Origin of the sequence: Alcaligenes sp. YSL9, from assembly GCF_030515105.1 — a bacterium.
Lineage (GTDB): Bacteria > Pseudomonadota > Gammaproteobacteria > Burkholderiales > Burkholderiaceae_B > Alcaligenes > Alcaligenes phenolicus.
This window is the reverse complement of sequence record NZ_JALXJU010000002.1, coordinates 367,239-394,117: the sequence shown is the minus strand read 5'-3', so window position 1 is coordinate 394,117 and position 26,879 is coordinate 367,239. Positions and strand designations below refer to the sequence as shown.

General features: G+C 57.5%; 26 protein-coding genes. 11 read left to right on the top strand and 15 right to left on the bottom strand.

Annotated elements, in window-relative coordinates:
• Positions 1 to 22: 22 nt before the first annotated feature.
• From M2Q46_RS09945 to glyQ, 7 genes are all read right to left on the bottom strand, one after another.
• Positions 23 to 1,252 carry a nucleoside recognition domain-containing protein gene (locus M2Q46_RS09945; RefSeq protein WP_035271036.1) on the bottom strand — a complete coding sequence of 410 codons (1,230 nt, stop codon included), beginning with the start codon at positions 1,250 to 1,252 and terminating at the stop codon, positions 23 to 25.
• Between the two features lie 193 nt (positions 1,253 to 1,445).
• Entirely contained in the window at positions 1,446 to 1,841 is a 396-nt protein-coding gene (gene gloA / locus M2Q46_RS09940; protein ID WP_035271035.1) for a lactoylglutathione lyase, read from the bottom strand.
• 29 nt (positions 1,842 to 1,870) lie between these two features.
• The gene (locus M2Q46_RS09935; RefSeq protein ID WP_247965898.1) at positions 1,871 to 2,752 is read right to left on the bottom strand and encodes a M48 family metallopeptidase; all 882 of its coding nucleotides are present in this window, start codon (positions 2,750 to 2,752) and stop codon (positions 1,871 to 1,873) included.
• A complete protein-coding gene (locus M2Q46_RS09930; RefSeq protein ID WP_009454973.1) occupies positions 2,718 to 3,467 on the bottom strand; it encodes a 1-acyl-sn-glycerol-3-phosphate acyltransferase in 750 nt (249 codons plus the stop codon). The genes M2Q46_RS09935 and M2Q46_RS09930 overlap by 35 nt, the downstream gene beginning before the upstream one ends.
• A 1-nt stretch (position 3,468) precedes the next feature.
• A complete protein-coding gene (gmhB, locus tag M2Q46_RS09925; RefSeq protein WP_026485199.1) occupies positions 3,469 to 4,008 on the bottom strand; it encodes a D-glycero-beta-D-manno-heptose 1,7-bisphosphate 7-phosphatase in 540 nt (179 codons plus the stop codon).
• A complete protein-coding gene (glyS, locus tag M2Q46_RS09920) occupies positions 4,008 to 6,140 on the bottom strand; it encodes a glycine--tRNA ligase subunit beta (protein ID WP_302357161.1) in 2,133 nt (710 codons plus the stop codon). Before glyS ends, gmhB begins: the two co-directional genes overlap by 1 nt.
• On the bottom strand, positions 6,140 to 7,045 hold the full coding sequence (gene glyQ / locus M2Q46_RS09915) for a glycine--tRNA ligase subunit alpha (protein WP_026485201.1): 906 nt from the start codon (positions 7,043 to 7,045) through the stop codon (positions 6,140 to 6,142). Before glyQ ends, glyS begins: the two co-directional genes overlap by 1 nt.
• Between glyQ and M2Q46_RS09910 the strand changes: the two genes are divergently transcribed.
• The 3 genes from M2Q46_RS09910 to M2Q46_RS09900 are packed head-to-tail and all read left to right on the top strand — an operon-like array spanning position 6,992 to position 9,615.
• Positions 6,992 to 7,237: a hypothetical protein gene (locus tag M2Q46_RS09910; RefSeq protein WP_162473396.1), complete on the top strand. Its 246-nt coding sequence runs from the start codon at positions 6,992 to 6,994 to the stop codon at positions 7,235 to 7,237. The two genes, glyQ and M2Q46_RS09910, sit on opposite strands and share 54 nt — an antisense overlap.
• Before the next feature lie 50 nt (positions 7,238 to 7,287).
• Entirely contained in the window at positions 7,288 to 8,055 is a 768-nt protein-coding gene (locus M2Q46_RS09905) for a crotonase/enoyl-CoA hydratase family protein (RefSeq protein ID WP_060185623.1), read from the top strand.
• Between the two features lie 39 nt (positions 8,056 to 8,094).
• Positions 8,095 to 9,615, top strand: coding sequence for a fumarate hydratase (locus tag M2Q46_RS09900; protein WP_022983469.1), 1,521 nt, complete (start codon positions 8,095 to 8,097; stop codon positions 9,613 to 9,615).
• Positions 9,616 to 9,940: 325 nt separating this feature from the next.
• On the opposite strand, the gene M2Q46_RS09895 is transcribed toward M2Q46_RS09900, so the two are convergent.
• Positions 9,941 to 10,528: a TetR/AcrR family transcriptional regulator gene (locus tag M2Q46_RS09895; protein ID WP_035271028.1), complete on the bottom strand. Its 588-nt coding sequence runs from the start codon at positions 10,526 to 10,528 to the stop codon at positions 9,941 to 9,943.
• A gap of 133 nt (positions 10,529 to 10,661) precedes the next feature.
• Here M2Q46_RS09895 and M2Q46_RS09890 point away from each other — a divergent pair, with 133 nt between their 5' ends.
• The 5 genes from M2Q46_RS09890 (at position 10,662) to M2Q46_RS09870 (ending at position 16,491) form a co-directional block, all read left to right on the top strand.
• Positions 10,662 to 11,864 carry an MFS transporter gene (locus M2Q46_RS09890; RefSeq protein ID WP_302357160.1) on the top strand — a complete coding sequence of 401 codons (1,203 nt, stop codon included), beginning with the start codon at positions 10,662 to 10,664 and terminating at the stop codon, positions 11,862 to 11,864.
• 24 nt (positions 11,865 to 11,888) lie between these two features.
• Complete coding sequence (locus M2Q46_RS09885) at positions 11,889 to 13,076, top strand: MFS transporter (RefSeq protein WP_302357159.1); 1,188 nt, start codon at positions 11,889 to 11,891, stop codon at positions 13,074 to 13,076.
• Between the two features lie 218 nt (positions 13,077 to 13,294).
• Entirely contained in the window at positions 13,295 to 13,573 is a 279-nt protein-coding gene (locus tag M2Q46_RS09880) for a hypothetical protein (RefSeq protein WP_022983473.1), read from the top strand.
• 139 nt (positions 13,574 to 13,712) lie between these two features.
• Positions 13,713 to 14,918, top strand: a complete 1,206-nt coding sequence (locus M2Q46_RS09875) for a putative DNA modification/repair radical SAM protein (RefSeq protein ID WP_302357157.1) — start codon at positions 13,713 to 13,715, stop codon at positions 14,916 to 14,918.
• Between the two features lie 52 nt (positions 14,919 to 14,970).
• The gene (locus M2Q46_RS09870; protein WP_302357156.1) at positions 14,971 to 16,491 is read left to right on the top strand and encodes a UdgX family uracil-DNA binding protein; all 1,521 of its coding nucleotides are present in this window, start codon (positions 14,971 to 14,973) and stop codon (positions 16,489 to 16,491) included.
• Here M2Q46_RS09870 and folK read toward each other — a convergent pair.
• The 4 genes from folK to hda are packed head-to-tail and all read right to left on the bottom strand — an operon-like array spanning position 16,475 to position 19,750.
• The gene (gene folK / locus M2Q46_RS09865) at positions 16,475 to 16,927 is read right to left on the bottom strand and encodes a 2-amino-4-hydroxy-6-hydroxymethyldihydropteridine diphosphokinase (RefSeq protein ID WP_302357362.1); all 453 of its coding nucleotides are present in this window, start codon (positions 16,925 to 16,927) and stop codon (positions 16,475 to 16,477) included. The genes M2Q46_RS09870 and folK overlap by 17 nt on opposite strands.
• A 29-nt stretch (positions 16,928 to 16,956) precedes the next feature.
• On the bottom strand, positions 16,957 to 18,336 hold the full coding sequence (pcnB, locus tag M2Q46_RS09860) for a polynucleotide adenylyltransferase PcnB (protein ID WP_009461279.1): 1,380 nt from the start codon (positions 18,334 to 18,336) through the stop codon (positions 16,957 to 16,959).
• A 10-nt stretch (positions 18,337 to 18,346) separates the two neighbouring features.
• Positions 18,347 to 19,048 (bottom strand): HAD family phosphatase, encoded by a 702-nt coding sequence (locus M2Q46_RS09855; RefSeq protein WP_009461280.1) that lies wholly within the window; start codon positions 19,046 to 19,048, stop codon positions 18,347 to 18,349.
• A 3-nt stretch (positions 19,049 to 19,051) separates the two neighbouring features.
• Positions 19,052 to 19,750, bottom strand: a complete 699-nt coding sequence (hda, locus tag M2Q46_RS09850) for a DnaA regulatory inactivator Hda (protein ID WP_022983475.1) — start codon at positions 19,748 to 19,750, stop codon at positions 19,052 to 19,054.
• A gap of 54 nt (positions 19,751 to 19,804) precedes the next feature.
• On the opposite strand from hda, the gene purM reads away from it, so the two are divergent.
• The gene (gene purM, locus M2Q46_RS09845; RefSeq protein WP_022983476.1) at positions 19,805 to 20,854 is read left to right on the top strand and encodes a phosphoribosylformylglycinamidine cyclo-ligase; all 1,050 of its coding nucleotides are present in this window, start codon (positions 19,805 to 19,807) and stop codon (positions 20,852 to 20,854) included.
• 18 nt (positions 20,855 to 20,872) lie between these two features.
• Here the strand turns inward: purM and M2Q46_RS18765 are convergent, their stop codons facing one another.
• Positions 20,873 to 20,974 (bottom strand): hypothetical protein, encoded by a 102-nt coding sequence (locus M2Q46_RS18765; protein ID WP_170978596.1) that lies wholly within the window; start codon positions 20,972 to 20,974, stop codon positions 20,873 to 20,875.
• 165 nt (positions 20,975 to 21,139) lie between these two features.
• Here M2Q46_RS18765 and M2Q46_RS09840 point away from each other — a divergent pair, with 165 nt between their 5' ends.
• Complete coding sequence (locus tag M2Q46_RS09840; protein ID WP_137431383.1) at positions 21,140 to 22,600, top strand: NCS1 family nucleobase:cation symporter-1; 1,461 nt, start codon at positions 21,140 to 21,142, stop codon at positions 22,598 to 22,600.
• A gap of 100 nt (positions 22,601 to 22,700) precedes the next feature.
• Here M2Q46_RS09840 and miaA read toward each other — a convergent pair whose 3' ends face one another.
• Together miaA and mutL are read right to left on the bottom strand one after the other, a co-directional pair.
• Entirely contained in the window at positions 22,701 to 23,639 is a 939-nt protein-coding gene (gene miaA, locus M2Q46_RS09835) for a tRNA (adenosine(37)-N6)-dimethylallyltransferase MiaA (protein WP_115634191.1), read from the bottom strand.
• Complete coding sequence (gene mutL, locus M2Q46_RS09830) at positions 23,636 to 25,507, bottom strand: DNA mismatch repair endonuclease MutL (RefSeq protein WP_115634190.1); 1,872 nt, start codon at positions 25,505 to 25,507, stop codon at positions 23,636 to 23,638. The genes miaA and mutL overlap by 4 nt, the downstream gene beginning before the upstream one ends.
• Before the next feature lie 145 nt (positions 25,508 to 25,652).
• Here mutL and M2Q46_RS09825 point away from each other — a divergent pair, with 145 nt between their 5' ends.
• On the top strand, positions 25,653 to 26,303 hold the full coding sequence (locus M2Q46_RS09825; RefSeq protein WP_026485215.1) for a VTT domain-containing protein: 651 nt from the start codon (positions 25,653 to 25,655) through the stop codon (positions 26,301 to 26,303).
• Positions 26,304 to 26,879 lie beyond the last annotated feature (576 nt).

Sequence of the window (26,879 nt, the reverse complement as noted above, 5' to 3'; positions counted from 1 at the left end):
CCCCACGCTGAATCCTGGGCTCCTAGCCAAAGAACCAATAACAAACCGCGATCGAGGCCAGTACCCCGGCCAGATCGGCAATCAGGGCGCAGGATACGGCATGGCGCGCACGTTGTATGCCGACCGCGCCAAAATACACTGCCAGCACATAGAAGGTTGTTTCCGTGCTGCCCTGCACGGTCGCACCCAGCAGGGCCGGGAAGCTGTCCACGCCGTGATGCTGCATGGTTTCAATCAACAGGGCACGAGCGGCACCGGCTGAAAAGGGTTTGACCAGAGCGGTAGGCAAGGCATCAATAAAACGCGTATCCAGTCCGGTCAGGTTCACCAGCCAGCGGATTACGTCCAGCACGATATCCAGAGCACCAGAGCTGCGTAGCACGCCCACAGCGCACAGCATGGCAACCAGATAGGGCAACAGATCCCTGGCAACACTAAAGCCTTCTTTCGCGCCTTCTACAAAGGCTTCATACAGAGGAATCTTGCGCCGCCAGCCCATCAGCAGGAAAAGCCAGATGATGGACAGCAAGGTCAGGTTGCCCATCAGAGAGGACAGCGACTGGATGGCTGCTGCACTGAGCGTAGCCAGCAAGGCCATGAAAGAGCCCAGGATCAGCGCAAACACCCCGAACCACAGCATCAGAACGGGATCAAATAAACGCAGGCGCTGAACCAGGGCAACACTGAGCAAGCCCGCCAGGGAGGAGGCGGTGGTGGCCAGCAGAATGGGCAGAAACACCATCGTAGGATCGGGCGCACCTTGTTGAGCCCGGTACATGAAGATGCTGATGGGTATCAGCGTCAGAGACGAGGCATTCAGCACCAGAAACAGGATCTGGGCGTTGGTGGCCGTGTCCGGATGCGGGTTCAGCGTTTGCAGGGACTTCATGGCTCGCAAGCCGATGGGCGTGGCGGCGTTGTCCAGGCCCAGGCCATTGGCCGCGAAGTTCAGCGTGATCAGCCCCAGAGCGGGGTGACCGGCAGGTACGCCGGGCATCAGGCGGCTGAACAAGGGGCCTAGCCAGCGGGCCAGGGTGTCGATCAGCCCGGCCTTCTCGGCAATCTTCAGGAAACCCAGCCACAGGGTGAGCGTGCCAAAAAGCAGCAGCATCAGTTGCACGGACAGGGCGGCCATATCGAACAGGCTGCGCACCATCTGTGCAAAAATTTCGCTATTTCCCCCGACCAGCCACTGGTAAAACCCGCTGACGGCGGCAATCAGGAAGAAAAACAGCCAAAGAGTATTGAGCATAGTGTTGGCAGTAAACAGGGCAGGGAAAAGCCAAGCTAGATTGTCGCAGAATCCAGGCGGGTTTTAGCGGCTACGGTATGTAAGGGCTGTGGCACAAATAGTCGCAAAACACGATTTGGGCACGTTTGTGCCAAGTTGAACAATTAGGGGGAAGCATAAAAAAACCGGCCAATTAAGGCCGGTTCTGTTTGCTTTAATCCACGCGCCCTTTGGCCTGGATCAGTTCAATCTTGTAGCCGTCCGGATCTTCTACAAAAGCAATCACGGTGGTGCCGTGCTTCATCGGGCCTGCTTCGCGTACGACTTTGCCGCCACGAGCCTTGATGTCCTCACAGGCTTTGTAGGCATCAGGCACTTCCAGTGCAATGTGGCCATAGCCGTCGCCCAGATCGTAGGAGGGAGTGTCCCAGTTGTGGGTCAGCTCCAATACGGCAGCTTCGGACTCGTCCTGATAGCCCACAAAAGCCAGGGTGAAGCGGCCGTCCGGGTAGTCGGACTGGCGCAGCAATTTCATGCCCAGCACTTCGGTGTAAAAGGCCAGAGAACGGTCCAGATTGCCGACACGCAGCATGGTGTGCAGGATACGCATAAGGTAGAGCTCCTAGAGTTCAACCTGCCTTAAAGCAGGGGCAGGGTGCCTGGATCATATTGTCGTAACTGATTGCGCGCATTGACAAAATCAGGGTAGAGCGTTTCGACCAAGGCCCAGAAACGTGGGCCGTGATTCATCTCTTGCAGATGCGCGACCTCGTGAGCGACGACGTAATCAATGATGGATGGGTGAAAGTGTATCAGGCGCCAGTTCAGCATAATCGTGCCGTCACTGTTGCAGGAGCCCCAGCGTTTGGCGGGGGCCGCCAGCCGCAATTTGCTGGCACTCAAGCCCGACAGGTTCAAATAATGTTGCAGCCGCTGCTCAAACCACTGTTTGGCTTGTTTTTGCAGCCAAGCCTGAGTCAGTTCCTGAACACGTTGTGGTTCGGCATCGACGGGCAGGGGGAGTGACAGGCGTTGACCTCCTTGAACCTGACCGGCTTGTCCGTCGAAATGTACCTGCTGAATCTGCGGGTTCAGGCTAAGGCGGATGGGCACCCCCATAAAGGGCAGGGTATCGCCATCAACCCATTGCAGGCTTTGCAAGGCCAGTTGTTCGCGACGTTGCTGGTATTCGCGCAGCTTGCGCAGGATCCAGGCGCTTTTGCTGTGCAGCACTTGTTCTGCCTGACTGATCTTGACCCAGGAGGGCAGGGCAACGGTCAGGCCACTGTCGTTGATGGTCAGGCCCAGGGTACGGCGGCGGGAGCGTTTGAGCTGATAGCCAATGGTGTGGCCATCCAGCTGCACCTGCTGCCATTGCACGCCTTCCGGCAAGCTTTCGGGCCGGACAGTCAGGGCACTTTGGGGGGGCAGAGCAGAACCGGCGGGCGGCTTTTCTTGCCGCTGCGCCGGGTGGGGAAAGGCCGTGTCAGGAAACAGAGCCAGTTGTGGGGGGACCGTCATAGCGTTCCGGATTCAAGACGCGCATTTCGGTTTCAATCCATGTCTGTACGCGTTGGTTTACTTCTTCAGGGGTCAGCCCGGCAGGATCAATGGGAGGACCAAAGGAGATAGTAACCAAGCCCGGCGTCTTGATAAAGGCATTGCGACGCCAGCATTCGCCCGCATTATGCGCCACGGGAATAATGGGCGTGCCAGTACGGCTGGCCAGCAAGGCGCCACCCATCTTGTAGCGGCCGGTAGAGCCTGGGGCGGTACGGGTGCCTTCGGGAAACAACAAGGGCCAGCGGCCTTCGTCAATGCGCTGCTGCCCGATCTTGATCACCTGTTCAAAGGCATCCCGGCCTTTGGCACGATCAATAGGAATCATGCGCAGCAAAGCCAGCCCCCAGCCAAAGAAAGGGACTTTGTGCAGTTCACGCTTGTACACAAAGCACACCTGACGCGGCATGTAAGAAGGAAAGAACAGCGTTTCCCAGGCCGACTGGTGCTTGGACAGGATGATGGCCTTGCCATCGGGCAGGTTTTCCCAGCCCTTGGTCTGCCAGCGTATGCCCAGGATCGTGCGCGCACCCCAGACAGCCAGACGTGGCCAGCCAGTGGTAAAGCGATAGCGTATATCCAGGGGCAGTGGCGCAATAATCAGGCAGGCAAAGGCGTAGGGGATAACGGTAATCAACAAAAAGAGTTGATAGAGTGAAGCGCGGATAATGCCCATATCAGTTTCCGTGGAGCCATTTGTCGACAACAGCGGCCAGATCGGCCTCGACGCGCGTGCCTTCGGGCAAGCCGCCTTTCTCTAGGGTACGCATGCCTTTGCCGGTCTGGACCAGCCAGGGGGCACAACCGGCTTGGCTGGCCGCTTGCAGATCGCGCAAGGAATCGCCCACCGAGGGTACGGCTTGCAGGTTCACTTCATAGCGATGTGCAATGTCGCGAAACATGCCGGGGGCCGGTTTGCGACAGGTGCAGCCATCATCCGGGCCGTGCGGGCAAATAAAGATGGCGTCGATAAAGCCACCCAGCAAGGCCAGTTCACGGCGCATCTTGGCATGGATGGCATTGAGCGTGGTCATGGAAAACAAACCACGCGCCAGACCGGACTGGTTGGTGGCAATGACCACCTTCCAGCCGTTTTCGGTCAGGCGAGCCAAGGCCTCCAGACTGCCTGGGATGGCCTCCCACTCTTGTGGGCTTTTGATAAAGGCATCGCTGTCATGGTTGATGACACCGTCCCGATCAATGATGGCAAGTTTCACTAGTTAGCCAGCCTGGAAAGATCCGCAACCTGGTTCATCAGTGCATGCAGCTTGGCCAGCAAGGCCAGGCGATTGGCACGGATGGCAGGGTCTTCGGCCATGACCATGACGTCCTGGAAGAAGTTGTCCACGGCACCACGGGCCTGGGCCAGCGTGGCCAGGGAAGCATCAAATTCACCGGCTTCAAACTGGGCCTGGGCAACGGGCTGCAATTCCTGAATCTTGGTAGCCAGCTCACGCTCGGCGGGCTCGACCAGCAGTTGGTCGTCCAGTGTTGCCAGTTCGCCTTCGGCTTTCTTGAGCAGATTGCTGACGCGCTTGTTGGCGGCAGCCAGGCTCTCGGCTTCAGGGCGTTGGGCAAAAGAGGCGCAAGCCTGAATGCGGGCGTGAACCTGTTCCAGCGGTGGGTGCAGGGCCAGTACGGCATCGACCACGCTGCGCTCGTAATCGTTGCTGAGCTGATTGCGGTAACGCTCGTAGATGAAGGTCTGAACCGCATCGACCGTGTCATCGGCCAGAACCCCGTCCTTGAAGAAGGAAGCGGTGGTGTTCAGCAGCGTATCCAGATTCAGGCTATTGGCCTTCAATTGGGAACCGGCTTGCAGTTGTTCGTAGGCGCTGATCAGGCCCAGAGCCGCACGGCGCAGGGCGTAGGGGTCGCGTTCGCCAGTTGGAGCCAGACCAATGCCCCAGATACCGACCAGAACTTCGGCACGCTCGGCCAGGAACAGAATGGCTTGGGTCAGGCTGGCTTCTGTGACAGGCTGGTCCAGACGGTGACGGTATTGCTCGCGAATAGCCAGCACGATGTCCTCGGGCTCGCCATCGCCTTGGGCGTAGTAAGCGCCCATCACGCCTTGCAGCTCGGGGAACTCGCCCACCATATTGGAGTTCAAGTCCGCCTTGGCCAGCAAAGCGGCACGACGGGCGTGCTCTTCATTCGCGCCCAGTTGCTTGGCAATGTAGCCAGCCACGGACTGCAGGCGCTCGATGCGGTCCAGCTGCGAACCCAGCTTGTTGTGGTACACGCTGCCGGCCAGCGTAGGAACACGCTCGGCCAGAGTTTGCTTGCGATCGGTTTCAAAGAAGAACTGAGCGTCCGCCAGACGGGGGCGCACCACACGCTCGTTACCTTCGATGATGTTGCTGGGATCATCCACCTTCATATTGCTGACGATCAGGAAGCGATTGGTCAGCTTTTGTGTGGCGGGGTCAAACAGCGGGAAATACTTTTGATTCAGACGCATGGTCAGAATCAGACATTCGGATGGCACTTGCAGGAACTGCTCGTCAAACTGGCCCACGTACACGGTGGGGTATTCGACCAGAGCGGTGACTTCGTTCAGCAGGGCTTCCACTTCGGGATCGTTGCCCAAGGTGGAGTTCAGGCGTTTGGCTTCAGCTTCCAGGTCGGTGCGAATCTGCTCGCGACGAGCTTCGAAGGAAGGAACCACACAGCCTTGCTCCTGGACTTGTGCGGCCCAGCTGTCGGCATCACGGATGTCGAAGGGGGCATCGCACATGAAGCGGTGACCGTGTGTCTGGCGACCGGCTTGCAGGCCCAGGGCGCTGACGGGAACGATGTCCGACCCCCACAGGGCGACCAGGCCGTGAGCAGGGCGTACAAAGCGCACGCTGCTGACACCATCGGCCAACTGATAGCGCATCACTTTAGGGATGGGCAGGTGCGTAATGGACCATTCCAGAGCTTCTTGCAGCCCGTCTTTCAGGGCGGCGCCAGTGGCAATGCCGCTGGCGTACAGGTAATCCTGCTTGCCATCGGATTCGCGCAACAGGTCGCTGGCCTTCAGATGCTCCAGACCTTTGGCAGCCAGGCGCTTGGCTAGTGCCGGTGCGATCTCACCATTGGCATCCAGGCCAATATGCGCGGGCATCAGCTTTTCGGTATAAGGCTGGTCTTCGGCTTGCTGGTACGCAGCGCTGAACCAGGCAGCCAGACGGCGAGGCGTAGCATAGGCGCGCACTTCACAGTTCGGGGCCAGCAGGGCTTGCTCGCCCAATACTTTTTGCAGACCTTCGCTAAAGGCTTGCCCCAGCTGTTGCAGCGCTTTGGGGGGCAGTTCTTCGGTGAACAGTTCAATCAGCAAAGGCTGTGTCGTGGAGGCATTCATTACTTGGCCTCCGAGGATTTGTTGCTCAGCATGGGGAAACCTAGGCGTTCGCGGGAGTCGTAGTAAGCCTGTGCGACAGCGCGGGACAGATTGCGGATACGGCCAATATAGGCAGCGCGCTCGGTCACACTGATGGCGCCGCGGGCATCCAGCATATTGAATGTGTGGGCAGCTTTCAGCGTTTGCTCGTAAGCGGGCAGGGCCAGCGGCACGTCAATGATGCGCTTGGCTTCGGCTTCGTAGTCGTTGAAGTGTGCAAACAGCACATCGGTGCTGGCGTGCTCGAAGTTGTAGGTGGATTGCTCCACTTCGTTCTGGTGGAATACGTCGCGGTAGTAAATGCGCTGGCCGTTGTGACCTTCGGTCCAGACCAGATCGTAGACGCTTTCCACACCTTGCAAGTACATGGCCAGACGCTCCAGACCGTAGGTGATCTCGCCCGTGGTTGGCGTGCAGTCCAGACCGCCTACTTGCTGGAAGTAGGTGAACTGGGTGACTTCCATACCATTGAGCCAGACTTCCCAGCCCAGACCCCAGGCGCCCAGTGTCGGGTTTTCCCAGTCGTCTTCAACAAAACGGATGTCGTGCGCTTTGGGGTTGATGCCCAAGGCTTCCAGCGAGCCGATATACAAGTCCAGAATGTTTTCAGGTGCGGGCTTGAGCACGACCTGAAACTGGTAGTAGTGTTGCAGGCGGTTGGGGTTGTCCCCGTAACGCCCGTCTTTGGGGCGGCGCGAAGGCTGCACATAGGCAGCGCGCCACGGTTCAGGGCCGATGGCCCGCAAAAAGGTTGCCGTATGAGAGGTTCCGGCACCGACTTCCATATCGTAGGGCTGAAGCAGAGCGCATCCGTGCTTGTCCCAGTATTGCTGGAGCGTAAGTATGATTTGCTGAAAGGTGAGCATGAGCAATGGCCAGTAAAGCGAGAATCTGCAAAATTTTTCTATTTTAGCGTGAACTGCGCCCTTGCAGCAGAAAAGCGCCCGCAATGGGCTATTTTGGCCGTCCGGGCCATGGGCAAGGCCGCTGTGTACCGGGCGGTCAAGTTGTTTTTAGACGTATCATATGCGTTTGTCCAAATACTGCTTATTTGCTGACCTGATCTTGAAACAGAATCTCGGGCGGCAGTCTAAAGGAGGCTAGGTCCATGAGTGAACTTGTCACGCTTGAACGTATCGGCAAGGTGTTGTTGATTACCTTGAACCGTCCCGAGGCACGCAATGCCATCAACCTGGAAACCGCGCAGGCGCTGGCCCAGGCTCTGGATGAGTTCGATGCCGACCCCAGCATTGCCGTAGGCGTGCTGACAGGGGCCAACAATACCTTCTGCGCCGGTATGGATTTGAAAGCCTTTGCCAAGACTGGCCAGCGCCCCTATGTAGGCGACCGCGGTTTCGCTGGTATTTGCGAGCGCCCGCCTGCCAAGCCATTGATTGCCGCCGTGGAAGGCTACTGCCTGGCCGGTGGTTTTGAAATTGCCCTGTCCTGCGACCTGATTGTTGCGGCCGACAGCGCCAACTTTGGCCTGCCTGAAGTGAAACGCGGCATTGTCCCCGGATCGGGCGGCATGGTGCGCTTGCCTAGCCGTATTCCTTACCACATGGCCATGGAAATGGTGCTGACCGGTGGTATGTACCCTGCAGCCCGCATGGCCGAACTGGGTCTGGTCAGCCGTCTGGCCGAACCCGGCAAAACTACCGAGCAGGCGCTGGCACTGGCCGAGCAGATCGCCGCCAACGGTCCTTTGGCCGTGCAAACCGCCAAGAGCATCATTTCCCAGTCGCGCGACTGGCGTCAGTCGGATCTGTTCGATCTGCAGCGCCCCCGTATCGCCGGCATTTTTACCTCTGCAGACGCCAAGGAAGGCGCGACGGCTTTTGCCGAGAAGCGCGAACCTGTCTGGCAGGGCAAATAGTTTCCCCTTGTTCATCCCGTTTTTTATATAGACGCCACCATGACCACGATCAAAGAAGACGATCTGATTCAGTCCATCGCTGATGCGGTGCAGTTCATCAGTTACTACCATCCCACCGACTATCTGGAACATCTGGCCCGCGCTTATGAGCGCGAACAGAACCCGGCGGCCAAAGATGCCATCGCCCAGATCCTGACCAACTCGCGCATGTGTGCCGAGGGCCATCGCCCCATCTGTCAGGACACCGGGGTGGTGAACGTATTCCTGAAAGTGGGCATGGGTGTGCGCTTTGATACCAAGCGCTCCTTGCAGGAGCTCTGTGACGAGGGGGTGCGTCGCGGTTATCTGAATCCGGATAATCCACTGCGCGCCTCCATCCTGAACGACCCCTTGTTCACCCGTAAAAACACGCGCGATAACACACCCTGTATTGTGAATGTGGAACTGGTCGCTGGGGATCAGGTTCACATTCAAGTGGCCGCCAAGGGCGGTGGTTCGGAAAACAAGAGCAAGTTCGTGATGCTCAACCCCAGCGATTCTCTGGTGGATTGGGTGCTCAAAACCGTTCCTACGATGGGCGCTGGCTGGTGTCCTCCGGGCATGCTGGGTATTGGCGTGGGCGGTACGGCTGAAAAAGCCATGCTGATGGCCAAGGAAGCCCTGATGGAAGACATCGATATGTACGAGCTGTTGCAACGCGGCCCGCAAAGCAAGCTGGAAGAGCTGCGTATCGAGCTGTACGAGAAGGTCAATGCTCTGGGTATTGGCGCTCAAGGGCTGGGCGGTTTGACGACCGTGCTGGACGTGAAGATCAATACCTTCCCGACCCACGCGGCGTCCAAGCCTGTGGCCATGATCCCCAACTGTGCGGCAACCCGTCACGTGCATTTCTCGCTGGACGGCAATGGCCCCGCCGAGCTGGCACCTCCACCGCTGTCGGCCTGGCCTGACATTCACTGGGCGCCGGACTACAACAAGTCCCGCCAGGTGAACCTGGACGAGCTGACTCCTGAAGAAGTGGCTTCCTGGACGCCAGGCCAGACCTTGCTGCTGTCGGGCAAGATGTTGACGGGCCGTGACGCCGCTCACAAGCGTATTCAGGACATGCTGGAAAAGGGCGAGTCCCTGCCTGTGGACTTCACCAACCGCGTGATTTACTACGTGGGCCCAGTTGATCCTGTGCGTGACGAAGCCGTTGGTCCAGCAGGCCCAACCACCGCCACTCGCATGGACAAGTTCACCGAGATGATGCTGGCCAAAACCGGCCTGATTTCCATGATCGGCAAGGCCGAGCGTGGCCCAACCGCGATTGAAGCGATTCGTGCTCACAAATCGGCTTACCTGATGGCTGTGGGCGGTTCCGCGTACCTGGTTTCCAAGGCCATTCGCAATGCGAAAGTGGTGGCTTTCGAGGACCTGGGTATGGAAGCCATTTACGAGTTCGAAGTTCAGGACATGCCCGTGACCGTGGCTGTGGACTCGCAAGGCGTGTCCGTGCATAACACCGGTCCTGCCGAGTGGCGCAAGCGAATCGCAGAGATCTCTTTGGTCGCTGTGTAAGACGTCAAACGGGAAGCTTGGGCTTCCCGGCGCTATCGATACAAAACCCGCCTGAGTGTCTCTGGCCTGCTTGTAATAGCAGCGTCAGCACAACATTCAATGCGGGTTTTTTTATGCCTGTCGTTTGTATGAGCTTTGCTTGGCTGCCTGAATGTTCTGGTTTTAGGAGAGGCTCATTACCGCCACAGATGCCAGGGCCGTATATTTCTGGTGGCTCAAGAGGTCGCGTAAAAAAGAATTCGATCTGTTGATCTGCCTGCCGTTAGAAGCAGATGATCCCAGACCCGCTCTTTGCCTGGGTACTGGCTTTTTCAGCATCGCCCGTTCAGGACTTGATCAGCAAGCCGCGCAGTAATAAATCCAGTGCAGCCAGCCCTTTCACCAAGCGGGCATCCCCATCCTCTCCCTGCGCAATCCAGAAGGCGGCTTCGGCCAGACTGCCGTAAATCAGGGAAGCCAGGGCGTGGGGATCTGCCTGTTCAATCCGACCTTGATCCATCAGTGCCTGAATCAAGCCTTCCATGGAACCCACGCAATACTGATGCGATTCGGGTGATGCGCCCCCCAGCACGGCCTTGGCATCACACAAGACAATGCGCTGCATTTCCGGTTCCAGCGCCATTTCCAGATAGGCATGGCAGCGGCGTACAAACCCGTCCCATGCATCCTCGGCATTGTTTGAAATAGCCTGCAGGCGCTCGTCCATTTCTGCATCGATCTGGTCGACCACCGCCGCCAGCAAACCCTTTTTGTCACCGAAATGATGGTAGAGCGCACCACGTGTCAGGCCCGCTTGCGCCGTCAACTCGTCCATGGATGTGTCGGCATAGCCACGTTCCGCAAAGAACGTGCGAGCGGTGGCGAGCAGGGTGGCGCGGGTTTCTTCCATCTCGGCGCGGGTACGGCGTGCCATAGTTTCTCCTTACGTACGAGCTGAATGTATATTTACATGCGTGGCGTATGTATATATCATTTTAAACATACGCCTTGTATGTATTGTCGACGCATCACCGTGTCGTGGCAAGCGGGCGCTCACGGAGAATGTAATGGCTCAGCCTTATCGAGAACTTTTTGCCGCGCCTGGCACACGGGGATTCGCCCTGGCCGGGCTGCTGGCCCGGATTCCGCTGCCCATGATAGGGATAGGAATCATCACCATGCTGTCGCAACTGCGGGGCAGCTATGCCTTGGCGGGGGCGGTGTCCGCCTCCTTTGTATTGAGCTATGCGCTGCTATCGCCACAAGTGTCCCGTTGGGTGGACCATCGTGGGCAAAGTCGTGTTCTGCCGCTAGCAACAGCCATTAGTGTTCTGGGCTTGTTGCTCTTGTTGGGGGCGACATGGTGGCAAGCGCCTGACTGGACCTTGTTTGCAGGCGCGGTGCTGGCCGGTTTCATGCCTAGCATGTCGGCCATGGTGCGTGCTCGCTGGACGGCGATTTATCGTGGGCAGGATCGCTTGCAAACAGCGTATTCGCTGGAAACCGTGCTGGATGAAGTCACCTTTATTGCCGGGCCGCCTTTGTCGGTGGGTTTGGCGGTCCTGGTGTTTCCACAAGCCGGTGTGCTGGCTGCCGCGCTACTGCTGATTGCCGGTGTGTCGGCTCTGTTGTTGCAAAAGGGGACTGAGCCGCCGATCCAAGCGCAGGAGCAGGGCAGCCGCCCTTCGGTCCTGCGTCTGAATAGTGTGCGTTTGCTGGCATTGCTGATGGTCGCCATGGGCGTGATCGTAGGTACTGTGGATATTGTCAGCGTGGCCTTTGCCCAGCAGATGAGGCAGCCGGGGGCGGCCAGCCTGGTGCTGTCGGCTTACGCCCTGGGTTCTTGCGCAGCAGGTCTGGTGTTTGGTGGTTTGAAGCTGAACATCCCTTTGCATCGCCTGCTGCTGTTGGGCGGTTTGGCCACCGCCGCCACGACCTTGCCTTTATTACTGGTGGCCAGCGTGGCACAGCTGGCAGGGGCGGTTTTGCTGGCTGGTCTGTTTTTCGCCCCCACCATGATTGTGGCTATGTCGCTGGTCGAGCGTGTGGTGCCGGAGCAGCAATTAACCGAGGGCATGACCTGGCTGCTGGCTGGTCTGAATATTGGTGTGGCTATGGGGGCTGCCGCTTCGGGGCGGATGGTGGATCAGGGCGGAGCCAGCTCCGGCTTTATGGTTGCGCTCTATGCCGCTGCCCTGATCGTCTTGCTTGCCTTGTGCAGCTATCAAAGTTTGCGCGCACCCGTAGTAGCCCGCTCCTGCGCTGTCTAGACTTCTTTCTTTGAGCATGTAGCGATGAATACCTCTTCTCTATCCATGGCCGGGCAGTCCAGCAAGCGGCAGTCCTGGCTGGCCGTTATCGCCGTTGGCCTAGCCACTTTTTCTGTGGTCACGACGGAAATGCTGCCCGTAGGTTTACTGACTCCCATTGCAGACAGTTTGCAGACTTCCACGGGGACGGCTGCTTTGCTGATTTCCTTGCCTGCCTTGTTGGCAGCCCTGTTTGCGCCTCTGGTGGTGCTGGCCTCTGGTGGCGTGGACAGACGACGCATTCTGTGTGGTTTGCTGGCCTTGCTGGTGATGGCCAATATAGCGTCCGCCCTGGCCCCCAGCATCGCCTGGATGCTGGCCGCCCGTGTTCTGGTTGGTTTTTGTATGGGAGGCATCTGGGCCATTGCAGGTGGCTTGGCATCCCGTCTGGTTCCGGCTCAGTCTGTAGGTTTGGCAACCTCGATCATTTTCGGTGGGGTTGCCGCCGCTTCTGTGTTGGGCGTGCCACTGGGCGCATTGATGGGTGAACTGGCTGGATGGCGCTGGGCGTTTGGCGGCATGGCGCTGCTGAGCGCTTTGGTATTGATCTTCCATCTGGCCGTGATTCCGCCCCTGTCCGTGTCGCGCTCGACCACATGGCGTCAGTTCGCCGAGCAGTTTGGCAATCGGCAGTTATGGTTTGGTTTGCTCTTGACCCTGATTCTGGTCGCGGGGCATTTCAGCGCATTTACCTTTGTGCGTCCTCTTTTGCTGTCTGTTTCCGGCATAGGTGCTCAATGGATAGGAGCCTTGTTGTTTGCTTACGGAGTGGCCGGGATTGTGGGCAATTTCCTGATCGGGATGTCGGCAGCCAAACGCACTGAAGCCAGCTTGATGGCGATAGCGTTGGGTCTAAGCATCACTGCTTTGCTTTTCTTGACAGTGGGTAGATCACCGCTGAGTGGAGGTGCGATTTTGCTGCTTTGGGGCCTGGCGTATGGCGGGGTGTCGGTAGGGCTGATGAGCTGGATGATGAAGGCCGCTGCCAATGCTGTTGAGGTGGCTACGTCGTTGTACGTGGCTGTGTTCAATATCGGCATAGCGCTTGGCTCCTGGCTGGGCGGGCAGACTGTGGATGCCTACGGTTTAAGCGCGAATCTGGGGTTGGCCGGAGCCGGATCGTTTGTTGTGTTTTTGCTGCTTTTCGGAACAATTTTGCATCAAAAAAAATGAGCAGAAAAACGGGCCCGGGCTGATTTTTCCGGGTTTGCCAGGGCGCAAGCGCGGGTTATTGCTTATTGGAGTCTTGGAGGAGCGCTGCGACGATGTCTGTCAGAACTCCTTGAAATATTCTGTACATCGTTATGTTGTACGGTATAGGGATGCTTTCTGGCTGACCTCCCTTATGGGCACACAACGTCGGTATGGGTGGTCTTAATTAAGGGCCTTGTATGACGCAACTTCAGCGCTCCATCACTATTCCGCAGCTCAACCCCACAATCTGGAACACTCTTGAGCTCGTGCGCTTACGCCAAACCCCCTGGCACAAGAAACAAGCAGTTTTTGAACAATTACAGTCGCTGGGATTAGTCCAAGCCATCCCGCAAACGACGCAGACTCCTTCCCCTTTCCCCGCTCCCCTGATAGCCATGTTGACCGAAGAAGGGCGGCAATTGCTGGAAGCTCGATCCAATCATCAAGAGGCCTTGATCAAGCTTTTGGACGCGTGATCCTTTAGCTTGAGCTGGTTTGGCTGGCTTGTCCTTTGCCGGACAGGCCAGGCCGCTTGCCCTCTTTGAACGTTTTCTGGACAAGTGACGCCTTGAGCGAAAACTGTATAATGCTGTTTTTATATACAGTATTTCGATCATGGAGCTATCGCGCAAACTCGAAATTCTGGCCGACGCGGCAAAGTACGATGCCTCTTGCGCCAGCAGTGCCGCGCCCAAACGGGATTCCCGTGGGCGTACGGGTCTTGGGGCCAGTACGGGGGCCGGCATCTGTCATAGCTTTACGCCTGACGGGCGCTGCGTATCGCTGCTCAAAATACTGCTGACCAATTTTTGTCAGTATGACTGCCTGTATTGCGTGAACCGGCGCTCCAGCAACGTGCCACGCGCGCGTTTTCGGCCTGCCGAAGTGGTTGATCTGACGCTGGATTTTTATCGGCGTAACTATATAGATGGTCTGTTTCTGAGCTCGGGCATCATACGAAGTTCGGACTACACCATGGAGAGCCTGGTCGAGGTGGCGCGCTCCTTGCGCGAAGATCACCATTTTCGCGGCTATATCCACCTTAAAACCATTCCTGATGCAGATCCCCAGCTGATTACGTTGGCTGGTCTTTATGCAGACCGCCTCAGCGTCAACATCGAGCTTGCCACAGACGCTGGCCTGAGCCGTCTTGCGCCCGAGAAAAGTGGGCATACGATCAAGCGCGCCATGGGCGTCATTCGTCTGTCCCAGGAACAGGCTCAGGAGGAGAAGCGGCCTAAAGTGCCTGCCGGGCAAAGTACACAAATGATTGTCGGTGCGGATGCAGCGGATGACCGCAATATCTTGCAAACGGCGCAGACCTTGTACGGAGCCTACAAGCTCAAGCGGGTGTATTACTCGGCATTCAGCCCCATCCCGGACAGTTCGTCGGCGCTGCCAGCCCAGCCGCCGCCGCTCTTGCGGGAGCATCGTCTGTATCAGGCCGATTTCCTGCTGCGTAGCTACGGTTTCCGGGCCGAGGAGCTGTTTCAGGATAAGGGCGATTTACCCTTGGATATTGATCCCAAGCTGTCTTGGGCCTTGTCCAATCGAGCGGTTTTTCCGGTAGATCTGAATAGGGCGCCCGAGCGTCTGATTGCGCGTGTTCCGGGTATAGGCATACGCAATGCCAAGCGCCTGGTCGAGCTTCGTCAGATGCGGGCGATCCGATATCAGGACTTGATCCGTTTGCGTTGTTCCATCAAAACATTGCAGCCGTTTGTAGTGGTCCAGGATTACCGTCCCGGCCTTGCTGAGGCTGCGTCAGACAAGCTGCGACGCATGCTCTCGAGCAATCCGCAGCAACTGAGCTTGCTATGAATCCCCCTTGTGTGACGACCTTGCTTCTTTCTGGCAGCAGGAGCCAACAGTCATGATGACTCTAACGGTGAACGGCGGTTATCTGGCCTGGCGCGAGCAGGCATTACGCGCGTTGGCCGAGGGCTGGTCGCCGGAGGAGCTTTGTTGGGCAGAAGCAAGCCCGGCTTCGGGGCGGCAAGGGCAGCAAATCGGGCTGGAGTATGAAGCACTCCATACGCCGCTTTCCCCGCCTGTTTCCTTGCAAGAGCCCCAGGCGCAGCAGCCCGTTTCCAGTGTGTCTGTGCGTATTTCCAAAGGGCTGGCAGCCTTGCTGCAGGATGCGGCCCTGTGTCGTGCGCCAGCGCGTTGGGCTTTACTTTACCGTGTCCTGTGGCGCTGGCATCAGGGTGATCGCAGTGTGGAGTCTGTAGCAGACGAAGATGGTGCCCGTTTGTACGAGATGGCCAAAGCGGTACGTAAGGAAAAACACGACATGATGGCTTATGTACGGTTCCGCCATTGTGGCAAGGGCATGCAGCCCGAGTACTGGGCCTGGTTTGAACCCGAGCATGATGTGCTGGAGTGGATTGCGGACTATTTCTCCAAACGCATGGGGGGCACGTCGTGGTGTATCGCGACGCCCCAAGGGCTTGCACTGTGGGATGGTCGGAATCTGCAGCTGCAGGATGCCCCCGACAATATAGAGGCGTTACGGGCTGGCCCGGCCGATGATCAGGTGGAGGCCTTGTGGCTGCGCTATTACCAAAGCATTTTCAATCCCGCTCGGCTGAACGAAACCGCTCTGCAGCAGAGCATGCCAGTGCGATTCTGGAAAGGCCTGCCCGAAGCCAGCTTGATTCCCGCCATGATTAGCGAGGCACGTAATGGCGCCCGGCGAGTGGGGCAGTTTAGTGCGGTAGCCCGGATGCCGGGCAAGTCAGTCGCGGTGGAGGCCCACAGCGCACAGCCTTACCGCAGTGAACCGTCTGTACTGGAAGCCTGTCGTCGCTGCGGCCTATGGGAGCACGCTACGCAAGCCGTGCCGGGAGAAGGCCCGACAACAGCGCGTATGATGTTGCTGGGCGAGCAGCCCGGTGATTACGAGGATTTGGCAGGGCGTGTCTTTGTCGGTCCTGCAGGGCAGGTTCTGGATCAGGCTTTGCAGCGTGCCGGTATTGAACGCAATGCGTTGTATCTGAGTAATGCCGTCAAGCATTTCAAATGGAAAGGGCGAGGCAAGCAGCGTTTGCATGTCAGCCCCTCTCAAGCCGAAGTGCAGGCATGTGGGCACTGGTTGCAGGAAGAACTGGCGCGCCTTGAACCTGCTGTCATCGTCACTTTGGGGGCGACGGCCTTATCTGCTTTGCTGGGAACCCAAGTGCCGCTTGCTCAGTATTTGGCCAAGCCGTTTCTTTTAGGGCAGACGTGGGTAATTGCAGCTTGGCATCCTTCGTATGCGTTGCGTGTGGACTCTGCGGCCCGCCGCGAGGAAATTGTCAGCAGTATTACCCAGGTCTTGCAAATAGGATGGCGGCTGGCGACAGGCCCCGCCACGGACGAGGGCCTGGCAACGGATATCAACTCAGCTGCTTGATTTCCTGATCTTGCACGTTGACCAGTAATTCACTGATGTGGCCTTGAGCCAGTTCAAGTTCAGGAGCCAGATCAGCCAGCGGTACCAGTACAAAAGCACGTTCGTGCATGCGGGGGTGGGGTACGATCAGCCGCTCCGTATTGATCTGCTCTTGCCCGTAAAGCAACAAGTCCAGATCCAGGGTACGGGGTGCGTTGCGGTACAGGCGTGTGCGACCGTGCTCTTGCTCGATGGCTTGCAGACGGTCCAGCAAAATCTCGGGAGCCAGGGTGCAGGTGAAGCGAACGACTGTATTGACGTAATCCGGGCCACTGGAATCGACGGGAGCCGTGCTGTAGAAGTGGGCCAGTGTCAGGTCCTGAATGCCAGCAGTGGCGGCCAGTTCAGCCGCTGCTGTTTCCAGAGTTTGTCGTGCTTCGCCCAGATTTGCGCCCATGGCGACGAAAACGGTGGTGCTGCCTGGAATCACGATTCGCTTCCACCCGTTGCGTTGCTGCGCTTGGCGTTGGAGCGACGGCGGCGGGTACGGCGCTGGCCGCTGCGCGAGCCGGTAGCGGCGGTGCCAGCAGGTTTGCGCACGGCAATCATATTGCTGCGTTCTTCGTCACCGGCATCGGCCAGATCCATCCACCACTGTGCCTGCACGCTATCCACCTCTTTGGCTTCGGCGCGTAGTTGTAAAAAATCCACAGCGGCACGGAAACGAGGTTGTTCCGTCATGCGCCAGATAGCGCGATTGGCGATGCGCTCAAAACGGGGCTGCATGAACCAGATTTCGCGCATATCCGACTGGAAGCGCTTTTGAATCGGCATGATGCGGCTTTGTTTTTCCAGGATCAGGTCGGCGGCTTCCAGCAAGGCTTGCTGGGGATGCATGTCCTGGGCACTGCGTCGTTCCCATTCTTGCTTGACCAGCTTCCAGAGCAGGCAGGCATAGATAAAGCTGGGGCTGACCGATTTGCCAGCACGAACGCGGGTGTCGGTGCGGGCCAGGGCCATGTCCAGAAATTCAGAGCCACCGGGCAGGCGTTGAACCGGCTCGACCATAGGCAAGAGCTTGCTGTGCAGACCCAGCGCCTGCAGGCGCTGGATGCAATCCATGGCGTGGCCGCAGTTCAGCAGCTTGAGTGTTTCGTCAGCCAGACGGGACTCGGGTACGTTCTCGATCAGACGCGACAAGGAACGAATGGGCGCATCCGTTGCCGGTTCAATGGTGGCATCCAGCTTGGAGGCAAAGCGCACAGCACGCAGCATGCGCACCGGATCTTCGCGATAGCGGGTTTCCGCATCACCAATAATGCGTACCTGACGGTCTTTCAGATCGGCTACCCCGTTGTGGTAGTCGATGACGGTTTCAGTCAGGGGATCGTAGTACAGCGCGTTCAGTGTGAAGTCGCGGCGTGCGGCATCGTCTTCGATGGTGCCGTACTCGTTGTCGCGCAGGATGCGGCCATGTTCGTCCGTTTGCTTGCCGCTATCATCGGCCCGGAAGGTCGAGGTTTCGATGATTTCCTGGCCAAACACCACGTGAACCAGGCGGAAGCGACGGCCAATGATGCGGGCACGACGGAACAGGGGGCGGATTTGCTCGGGTGTGGCGTTGGTTGCCACGTCAAAGTCCTTGGGCTCCAGGCCCACCAGCAAATCGCGCACCGCGCCGCCCACGACATAGGCTTGATAGCCTTCGTGGTTCAGGACCTCGCACACTTTGATGGCATGACGCGAGACCAGACGCCGGTCTATGCCATGTTCTTCTCGTGTGTAGCGGCGCGGCCCTTTGGGACGCGCGCTTTTGGCTGGTTTGAGCAGCCGGTCGACAAATGTTTTTATTGTTCGCTTGAGCATGCGTCTGATTTTACGATTTGCTGTCCATCATGTCAGCGAACAAATCGATGACGACCCAATTGCGTTCGGTGGCCACGGCACGCAGCTTGTCGCTGGGGTTGGTTGCCACGGGGTCGGTCACCACTTCCATCAGGGGCAGATCGTTGGGCGAATCGCTGTAAAACCAGCTGCGCTCGAAGTCGGCCAAAGTTTTGCCCATGGTTTGCAGCCACTGTTCTACACGGGTGATCTTGCCAGCCTGAAAGCTGGGCACGCCGCTGATCTTGCCGGTGTAGCGGCCGTCTTTCATTTCGGGGGTGGTGGCGATCAGGTGGTCTACGCCCAATGCCGCAGCAATGGGGCGTGTCACAAATTCGTTGGTAGCGGTCACGATCGCCACCAGATGGCCCTGGTCCTGATGTTGGGCCAACAGTTCGCGTGCAGCGGGGCTGATCGAGGGCAGGATCACGGCCTGCATGAATTCGTCCTGCCAGGCCAGCAACTCTTCCTGGCTGGCATTGGTGAGCAGGCCCAACATGAATTCGGCCGATTCCTCGGCCGTCAGCAATCCCTGGTTATAGCGTTCCATCAGGTCTTCATTCAGACGAATGGCTTCAGCGGGGTCACCGACGCGGCCGGTACGGGCCAGGAAGTCAGCCCACTGGTAATCGCTATCTAAAGGAAGCAGAGTGTGGTCCAGATCAAACAGGGCAATAAAAGAAGAAGCAGTCATGACTCAACTAGAAGATTGGGTCTGGCTGTTGGCCAGAAGTTCTTTGAGCAGGGGTAAAGTGATGGGGCGTTTCTTTACCAGTGAATAATTGTCCAGCGCATCGATCAGTGCGCTCAAGCGGTTCATATCGCGATCGTAGTGAGTCAGTATCCAGCTGAGCACTTCCGCTTGCAGTTGCAGACCGCGGGCAGCGGCTCGCTGTTGCATGGCTTCGGCCCGATGGGCGTCCGACAGGTACTCCAGCCTGAATACCAGGTCCCAGCCCAGGCGTGTGCGCAAGTCCTCGCGCACGGACATGGTTTTGGGAGCCCGGTCGCCGGAGACCAGCAGCGTGAAGGCGTCTGGCCGGGTGGCCGACTCGCGCCAGCGATTGTACAGTGCAAATACGGCAGCCTGTCCGTGCTCGTCAAAACGTTCGATATCGTCGATGGCCAAGAGGCTGGGAGGGGCTTTGTCATCGGTAGCGATGTCAAAGATGGGCTGGGAGGGTGTATCTGAACTAAAATAGCGGCTGTCGTCTTGACTGGCCATCGCCCGCAGCAGATGTGTTCGACCTGCGCCGGGCGGTCCCCACAGGTAAACCGCGCGTCCTGGACTGCATTGACGCAGAGCCTGCAACGCAGCCTGATTCGCTCCGGCAACAAAGTTGTCCAAAGAGGCAGGCGGTGCTGGAGATATATCCAGAATCAGTTGCTCGGTCATGTGTCGTACAATTTCGTCCAACTCGCAATTTTCACATATCCCACGGCTTTTCCCATGAAAAACACTACTTCTGTTTCCTTGACCTACCGCGATGCAGGCGTGGATATCGACGCGGGCGATGCCCTGGTCGATCGTATTAAACCACTGGCTGCCAAAACCATGCGTGCAGGCGTCATGGCTGGAATCGGAGGCTTTGGCGCTTTGTTTGAAGTGCCTACCCACCTTAAAGAGCCCGTTCTGGTGTCCGGCACCGACGGTGTTGGTACCAAACTACGCCTGGCATTTGACTGGCAGCGCCACGACACTGTGGGTATAGACCTGGTGGCCATGAGTGTCAACGACATTCTAGTCCAGGGCGCAGAACCCTTGTACTTTCTGGATTACTTTGCCTGCGGCAAGCTGTCGGTCGACACGGCAGCTCAAGTAGTTGGCGGCATTGCCAAGGGTTGTGAACTGTCCGCTTGTGCCCTGATCGGTGGTGAAACGGCAGAGATGCCCGGCATGTACCCCGAAGGCGAGTACGACCTGGCCGGTTTTGCAGTGGGAGCGGTAGAAAAATCGCGCATTATCGATGGCAAGTCCATTGTTCCTGGTGACGTGGTTCTGGGTCTGGCTTCCAGCGGTGCCCACTCCAACGGTTACTCCCTGATTCGCAAGATTCTCAAGCACGCCAACGCCAAGCCTACCGACGAGCTCGATGGCCGTCCTTTGGCTGACGTGGTCATGGAACCCACCCGCATCTACGTGAAATCCGTGCTGGCTGCCTTGGCTGCCCACGGTGCGGACATCAAGGGCCTGGCTCACATCACGGGCGGCGGCTTGCTGGAAAACGTGCCACGCATTCTGCAAAAGCACCTGACTGCCCGTCTGAAGCGTGATTCCTGGACCATGCCTGCCTTGTTCCAGTGGTTGCAAAGCAACGGTAACGTGGCCGACGAAGAAATGTACCGTGTGTTCAACTGCGGTATCGGCATGATCATCATTGTTCCTGCAGACAAGGCAGACGCCATCAGCGCCACTTTGTCCGAGCAAGGCGAAACCGTTTACCAATTGGGCGAAATCCTGGAGCGTCAGGAAGGTCAGGCACAGACTGAAGTGGTCTAAACACCTCTGATCTTTCCGTCAGTAAAAAAGCCAGCTCATCAAGCTGGCTTTTTTTATTCCTGCATCCTGCTTTGAATTGCCCTGTATTACCGCATCGAATCTGATGTATTTGATTTTCAAATAAATATTATATGGATTTGATTATGTCGTTTTTCGAGCTAATCCGAATTTAGGTATTACTCGTACATTCCATAATGTTCCCCGATCAGCAAGGCTCCTACAGTAGCGGCAAGCACATAGAAATTTCAGCTGAAATGTTAGAAGCAATTTCTTAGGGGGAAGAAAATGGAGCACAGCGATTTATCTTTGAAAGACCCGCATCCTGCTTTGCACAACGAAGACTTGGCGCCTTTGCCACGACAAAAACGCTTGTGGGGCTGGTTCGAGATTTTCAACGTCTGGTCTAACGATATTCAAAGTCTGTTTGGCTACACCTTGGCCGCCACCTTGTTCATTTCTTATGGTTTGAATGGTTGGGCCGTATTTGCTGGCATCTTGCTGGCCGGTTTTATTGTGATGGGGCTGGTGAATCTGAGCGGTAAACCCAGCGTGCTGTATGGCGTTCCCTATCCTGTGATTGCCCGTATCAGTATGGGGGTGAAGGGCGCCAAGTTTCCTGCTCTGGTGCGCGGGATTGTGGCCATTTTCTGGTATGGCGTGCAGACCTACTTTGCCTCCACGGCCTTGGCGCTGTTGTTCAATGCCTTGCTGGATCATCCCGGCGGAGCCTTGTTCCTGGGGCTGGATTGGGTGGGCTGGGTGTCTTACGTGGTGGTTTGCATCCTGCAGCTGGGTATTTTCCTGATGGGCATGAAGTGGATTACGCGCTTCCTGAACTGGGCGGGCCCGTTGGTGTATCTGGTGATGTTCGCCTTGCTGGCCGTGATCTGGTACAAGGCTGGCGGTGGTTTGCTCGATAAAGTGGGTGAGATCTTTGCCGGTAAAGGCTCTTACGAAGGCGGACCCTTGATGGCCTTTGGTGCGGTGGTGGGCACTATGGTGGCGTACTTTGCTGCCGTTGTGATCAACTACGGCGACTTCTCGCGCTTTGTGAAAGACGAGCGCAGCATGCGTATCGGTAACTTCATGGGCTTGCCTGTCAGCCTGGCCGTGTTCTCCTTCCTGGCCTTGTTCATTACCGCCGGTACAGCTGTGTTGTTTGGCGAAACCTTGACCAACCCTACCGATATTGTGGATCGCGTCGATAGTCTGGCTTTAACGGTGATCGCGGCTTTGACCTTCTTTGCCGCAACCGTGGGTATCAACCTGGTGGCGAACTTTATTCCACCGGCCTTTGATTTGGCCAACCTCAAGCCCGAGCTGATCTCTGCCAAGATGGGCGGCATTCTGACAGCCGTAATTGCTTTCTTTATCGGTGCCTTGTGGCTGCCCTTGATCAGCGCTATCGGCATTACGGGTTTTGTGGATACCTTGGGCGCTTTGCTGGCTCCCTTGTACGGCATCATGATTGTGGACTTCTACTTGATCCGCAAACAGCGTGTCGTGGTGTCGGATCTGTTCAGCCTGGCAGAAAGCGGTACCTACTACTTCCAGAACGGCTGGAACAAGCGTGCAATGGCCGCTTTCTTCCTGGCGGCGGTGTTCTCGGTAGCGACTGTCTGGGTGCCTGCGCTGGCGAATATGGCGGGTTACGGCTGGCTGATTGGTGCCTTGTTGGGTGGCGCGTTCCAATACGTGGCCATGCGCACCAAAGTTTTGCCCAAGCTGAGCGGCGCTTCGGTGTAAGAGGCGTTTCGGGTAAAAAAACGGTCTCTTTGAACGGCCCCTTGGCAGTCGGATACTATCCGGCCGTCAAGGGGCCGTTCCTACGAGCGAGCCTGGTGTATCAGGCTGGCCAGATCTGGCGTGCCGCTTGCACAATCTGCTCGGCGGCTTGCGGGCTCTGGCAGTTGAATTGCAGACGCTCGGGTTCGGAGCGTAGCCAGGTCAATTGACGTTTGGCTAGCTGGCGAGTCGCGGCAATCGCCTGTTCGATCGCCACGTCCAGGCTGACTTCGCCGTCCAGATACGACCACAGTTGCCGATAGCCCACACAGCGAATGGAGGGCAGACCGGGATGTAAATCAGGGCGCTGGTACAGCTTCTCCACTTCCTGCAGCAGCCCTTGCGCGATCATGTCGTGATAGCGAGCCGCAATGCGCTTATGCAGCCAGGATCTATCTTCTGGCTCCAGGCTCATGGTGACGTACTGGTGGCTCTCTTCTTGCGGCTGGGCTTTGTCCTTGAGCCAGTCACTCATGGTCTTGCCACTGATATGGAAAATCTCCAGCGCACGTTGAATGCGCTGGCTGTCGCGGGGAGCCAGTCGGGCAGCTGTCACCGGGTCGATGCGGGTCAGTTCCTCGTGCATGCCGGGCCAGCCAATCTCCTGGGCACGCTCATCCAGTTGCTGGCGAATGGCAGGGTCTGCCTGCGGTAAATCGTTCAAGCCTTCGCGCAAGGCTTTGTAATAAAGCATGGTGCCGCCACACAGCACAGGGTAATGCCCGCGCGTCCGGATTTCTTGAATAAGACGGGTCGCGTCGGTGGCGAACTCTGCGGCTGAGTAACTCTCTACCGGGTCGCGTATATCCAGCAAGTGGTGGGGGATAGCGGCTTGTTCTTCGGCGCTGGGTTTGGCGGTGCCAATGTCCATGTCACGGTAAATCGTGGCCGAATCCATCACAATCACTTCAATCGGCCAGTGTTGCGCCAGGATATGCGTGCTTGCGCTTTTGCCGCTGGCCGTCGGGCCAGCCAGGCACAGAATGGGTAAATCGTTCATTGTCCACGCATAAAAAGTTTGTCCAGCTCGCTGAGCTTCCATTGGAACCAGGTGGGGCGGCCGTGATTACACAGGTCGGCCCGGTCAGTTTGTTCCATCTTGCGAAGCAGGGCGTTCATCTCGGGGATGCTCAGGCGACGATTGGCGCGTACGGCGCCGTGGCAGGCCATGGTGGAGAGCAGTTCGTTGCGTTGCTCATCCAGGTGGCGTGACGAGCCTACCTGGGCCAGATCGCGCAGTACGGCACGGGCCAGCGATTCGATATCGCCTTGGGCCAGGAGGGCGGGGACGGCACGCACGGCCATGGTGGTGGGGCCTGCCGGATTCATGCTCAGGCCCAGATCGGCCAGGGTTTCCTGATGCTCATCCAGCAAGGCGATATCACTTTCCGAGCAACTGAATACAACCGGCACCAGCAGATCCTGACGGGGCAGTTCGCGGCCATCCAGAGCCTGCTTTAATTGTTCGTAGACCACGCGTTCATGTGCGGCGTGCATGTCCACCAGAATCATGCCCTGACGGGTTTCGGACAGAATATAGATGCCGTGCAACTGCCCCAGGGCCATGCCCAAGGGAAATTCGTCCGTTGTGCTGTCTGTCTCGCTTTGGTAGCTGGTGACTGGCGTGTTGCTGGGAGCAGGCTCAATCGGGCGATATATGCTTTTCCAGTCGACATTGCCGCCTCCAGAGGGCTCGCGCAGGCTGAAACTGGATTGCCAACCTTGACGGGCCGGATGGCTATACGGCATGGCGGGTTCGCTGCTGGTGTAGGAGCTGCTGGGTGCGCCAGGCGTGGCCGAAGGGTAGGGGGTGCCCGTTATAGGAGGCTGGGTAGCGCCTTCAGGTAAAGGCATGGCGGCAACTGGCGTTTCCCCGGCCATGCTGCCTTGCGCCAAGGTTTGTCCGACAGACTGCAGCACAAAGCGGTAGACGGCACCGCTGTCACGGAAGCGAACCTCGTGCTTGGCGGGGTGTACGTTCACATCCAGCGTGGATGGGGCAATGTCCAGAAACAAGGCATAGGCAGGCTGGCGATCTCCATGCAGTACATCGGCATAAGCACTGCGTATAGCATGTGACACAGTACGATCACGCACAAAACGGCCATTCACGAACAAGAACTGTTTGTCTGCACTGGGGCGAGCATGGGCGGGGTGAATCACCAGACCACGCAAGCTGATCAGACCTTGCTCCTGGGCGACAGGCAGGCTTTGCTCAATAAACTCTTTGCCCAAAATATCCAGCAGGCGTTGCTCCAGTGTGCCGCTGCGCCAGTGGCGTTGGGGCTTGTCATTGTGAAACAGTCGGAAAGCGATTTGCGGCTGTGCCAGGGCGATGCGCTCCAGCGCGGTCACGCAATGGCCGTACTCCGTGCCTTCCGTGCGCAAAAACTTGCGACGGGCGGGGATCTCGTCAAATAGCTGACGTACATCCACATGCGTGCCAATCTGCCCGGAGGCGGGCTGGGGTTCGCTTTGACCCAGTGAGTACTCCCAGGCGTGCGGGTCGTCCTGAGTGCGTGAGTTAATCGTCAGGCGGGCTACCGAGGCAATTGAGGGCAGGGCTTCACCCCGAAAGCCCATGGAGGCCACGGACTCCAGTTCTTCCAGCGAGCGAATCTTGCTGGTGGCATGTTGCAGCAGCGCCAGGGGCAATTCTTCCTGGGTGATGCCGTGGCCATCGTCGCTGACAGAGATGCGGCGTATGCCGCCGCCGTCCAGGCGAATCTCGATGGCACTGGCTCCGGCGTCAATCGCGTTTTCCAGCAATTCCTTCAGGACAGATGCCGGGCGCTCGATAACTTCACCGGCTGCAATTTGGCTTACAAGCAAGTCCGGGAGTGGGATAATACGGCGTCTTGATGACATAGGGCGGCTGGCCTTGTGTGTATTCAGGGTTGAACATTACACGTTCAACGGGTTTCAAACGGTAGCGGCTTATTTTAACCGCTTGCTCTATGGTGTCGGTCTGACCAGTATCGGACTGGCTGGATTGTTATTTTGGTGTGGAACTATGCCCGATTTACTCAGCATGATCCTTCATATTGACCAGTACCTGGGTGTGTGGGTCGAGCAGTATGGAGCCTGGATTTATCTTGTTCTGTTCTTGATTATATTTGGCGAGACCGGGCTTGTGGTTTTGCCCTTCCTGCCGGGCGATTCCCTGTTGTTTATTGCTGGAGCCTTTGGCGCTTCGGGCATGCTGGACCCGGTCATGCTGGGTGGCCTGCTGATCGTGGCAGCCGTGCTGGGTAATACCGTGAACTATCACGTGGGTCGGTATATAGGCCCGAAAGTCTTTACCCAGGAATCCCGATTCCTGGATCGTCGTGCGTTGGTCAAAACCCATGCTTTCTATGAAAAGCATGGTGGCAAGACCATCGTCATTTCCCGCTTTTTGCCTCTGTTTCGCACCTTCGCGCCTTTTGTGGCCGGGGTGGGCCATATGAATGCCATGCGCTTTCAGATGTATAACATTACCGGCGCGGTGCTGTGGATTTGCAGCTTGATTACCCTGGGCTACTTCTTTGGTAATGTGCCTTTCATCAAGGCGCATTTGAACACCATTGTGCTGATTGGTATTGCGGCAGCGGCAGTGCCTGTTGTGGCTGGGGCCTTGTGGAAGATCTTCAAGCGCAAGAGCAAGGGTGATGCGACTTTGTAGGATTTGAGATCGGATTGTTTGCTTGTTAAAGGTTAAGGAAAGGACGCCAGTAGGCGTCCTTTTTTATTTCGGGAACCTGTCAGATATCGCTGTTGTTGGCGAGGGGGTAAAAGCCGTCGCAAAATCTGGGTTCAAGTGTTCAAGTGTTCAAGTGTTCAAGTGTTCAAGGTAACTATTGGCACTCTCGGTATTTTTGAAAAAGCTGCCTCTGTTTCAGCCTTTAGCGAAGAATGCCTCAGTTTTCTTGAGGGGGAGCCGCTAGTCTGCAGGCGGGGCCCTGGCCCGTGCTGCGCACGGGTACCCTTGTCTCTTGAGCTATCCAGGCGCCCCGTGAACTCGCCCGATAGCTCGTCCCCCGGACGAGCTATAAGCGTCGCGCTCAAACAGCACGGGGCTTGTATCCTGGATAGCTCAAGAGCCTGCGGCCAGAACCCTGACTCGCCTGCAGACTAGCGGCTCCCCCTCAAGAAAAGGCCATGCCGATTCAGGTTCAAACAGGTTCTTGCCCAAAGATGCTCTCTTTTCCGAACAGCCTCAGACTCTACGGAAACAAAAAAAGCGCAGCAAAAATGCTGC

Bases quoted from the DNA above. Each gene is read 5' to 3' on its own strand.
- M2Q46_RS09945 (WP_035271036.1), bottom strand. From the start codon at position 1,252: ATGCTCAATACTCTTTGGCTGTTTTTCTTCCTGATTGCCGCCGTCAGC.
- gloA (WP_035271035.1), bottom strand. From the start codon at position 1,841: ATGCGTATCCTGCACACCATGCTGCGTGTCGGCAATCTGGACCGTTCT.
- M2Q46_RS09935 (WP_247965898.1), bottom strand. From the start codon at position 2,752: ATGACGGTCCCCCCACAACTGGCTCTGTTTCCTGACACGGCCTTTCCC.
- M2Q46_RS09930 (WP_009454973.1), bottom strand. From the start codon at position 3,467: ATGGGCATTATCCGCGCTTCACTCTATCAACTCTTTTTGTTGATTACC.
- glyS (WP_302357161.1), bottom strand. From the start codon at position 6,140: ATGAATGCCTCCACGACACAGCCTTTGCTGATTGAACTGTTCACCGAA.
- glyQ (WP_026485201.1), bottom strand. From the start codon at position 7,045: ATGCTCACCTTTCAGCAAATCATACTTACGCTCCAGCAATACTGGGAC.
- M2Q46_RS09905 (WP_060185623.1), top strand. From the start codon at position 7,288: ATGAGTGAACTTGTCACGCTTGAACGTATCGGCAAGGTGTTGTTGATT.
- M2Q46_RS09900 (WP_022983469.1), top strand. From the start codon at position 8,095: ATGACCACGATCAAAGAAGACGATCTGATTCAGTCCATCGCTGATGCG.
- M2Q46_RS09895 (WP_035271028.1), bottom strand. From the start codon at position 10,528: ATGGCACGCCGTACCCGCGCCGAGATGGAAGAAACCCGCGCCACCCTG.
- M2Q46_RS09890 (WP_302357160.1), top strand. From the start codon at position 10,662: ATGGCTCAGCCTTATCGAGAACTTTTTGCCGCGCCTGGCACACGGGGA.
- M2Q46_RS09885 (WP_302357159.1), top strand. From the start codon at position 11,889: ATGAATACCTCTTCTCTATCCATGGCCGGGCAGTCCAGCAAGCGGCAG.
- M2Q46_RS09880 (WP_022983473.1), top strand. From the start codon at position 13,295: ATGACGCAACTTCAGCGCTCCATCACTATTCCGCAGCTCAACCCCACA.
- M2Q46_RS09875 (WP_302357157.1), top strand. From the start codon at position 13,713: ATGGAGCTATCGCGCAAACTCGAAATTCTGGCCGACGCGGCAAAGTAC.
- M2Q46_RS09870 (WP_302357156.1), top strand. From the start codon at position 14,971: ATGATGACTCTAACGGTGAACGGCGGTTATCTGGCCTGGCGCGAGCAG.
- folK (WP_302357362.1), bottom strand. From the start codon at position 16,927: ATGGGCGCAAATCTGGGCGAAGCACGACAAACTCTGGAAACAGCAGCG.
- pcnB (WP_009461279.1), bottom strand. From the start codon at position 18,336: ATGCTCAAGCGAACAATAAAAACATTTGTCGACCGGCTGCTCAAACCA.
- M2Q46_RS09855 (WP_009461280.1), bottom strand. From the start codon at position 19,048: ATGACTGCTTCTTCTTTTATTGCCCTGTTTGATCTGGACCACACTCTG.
- hda (WP_022983475.1), bottom strand. From the start codon at position 19,750: ATGACCGAGCAACTGATTCTGGATATATCTCCAGCACCGCCTGCCTCT.
- purM (WP_022983476.1), top strand. From the start codon at position 19,805: ATGAAAAACACTACTTCTGTTTCCTTGACCTACCGCGATGCAGGCGTG.
- M2Q46_RS09840 (WP_137431383.1), top strand. From the start codon at position 21,140: ATGGAGCACAGCGATTTATCTTTGAAAGACCCGCATCCTGCTTTGCAC.
- miaA (WP_115634191.1), bottom strand. From the start codon at position 23,639: ATGAACGATTTACCCATTCTGTGCCTGGCTGGCCCGACGGCCAGCGGC.
- mutL (WP_115634190.1), bottom strand. From the start codon at position 25,507: ATGTCATCAAGACGCCGTATTATCCCACTCCCGGACTTGCTTGTAAGC.
- M2Q46_RS09825 (WP_026485215.1), top strand. From the start codon at position 25,653: ATGCCCGATTTACTCAGCATGATCCTTCATATTGACCAGTACCTGGGT.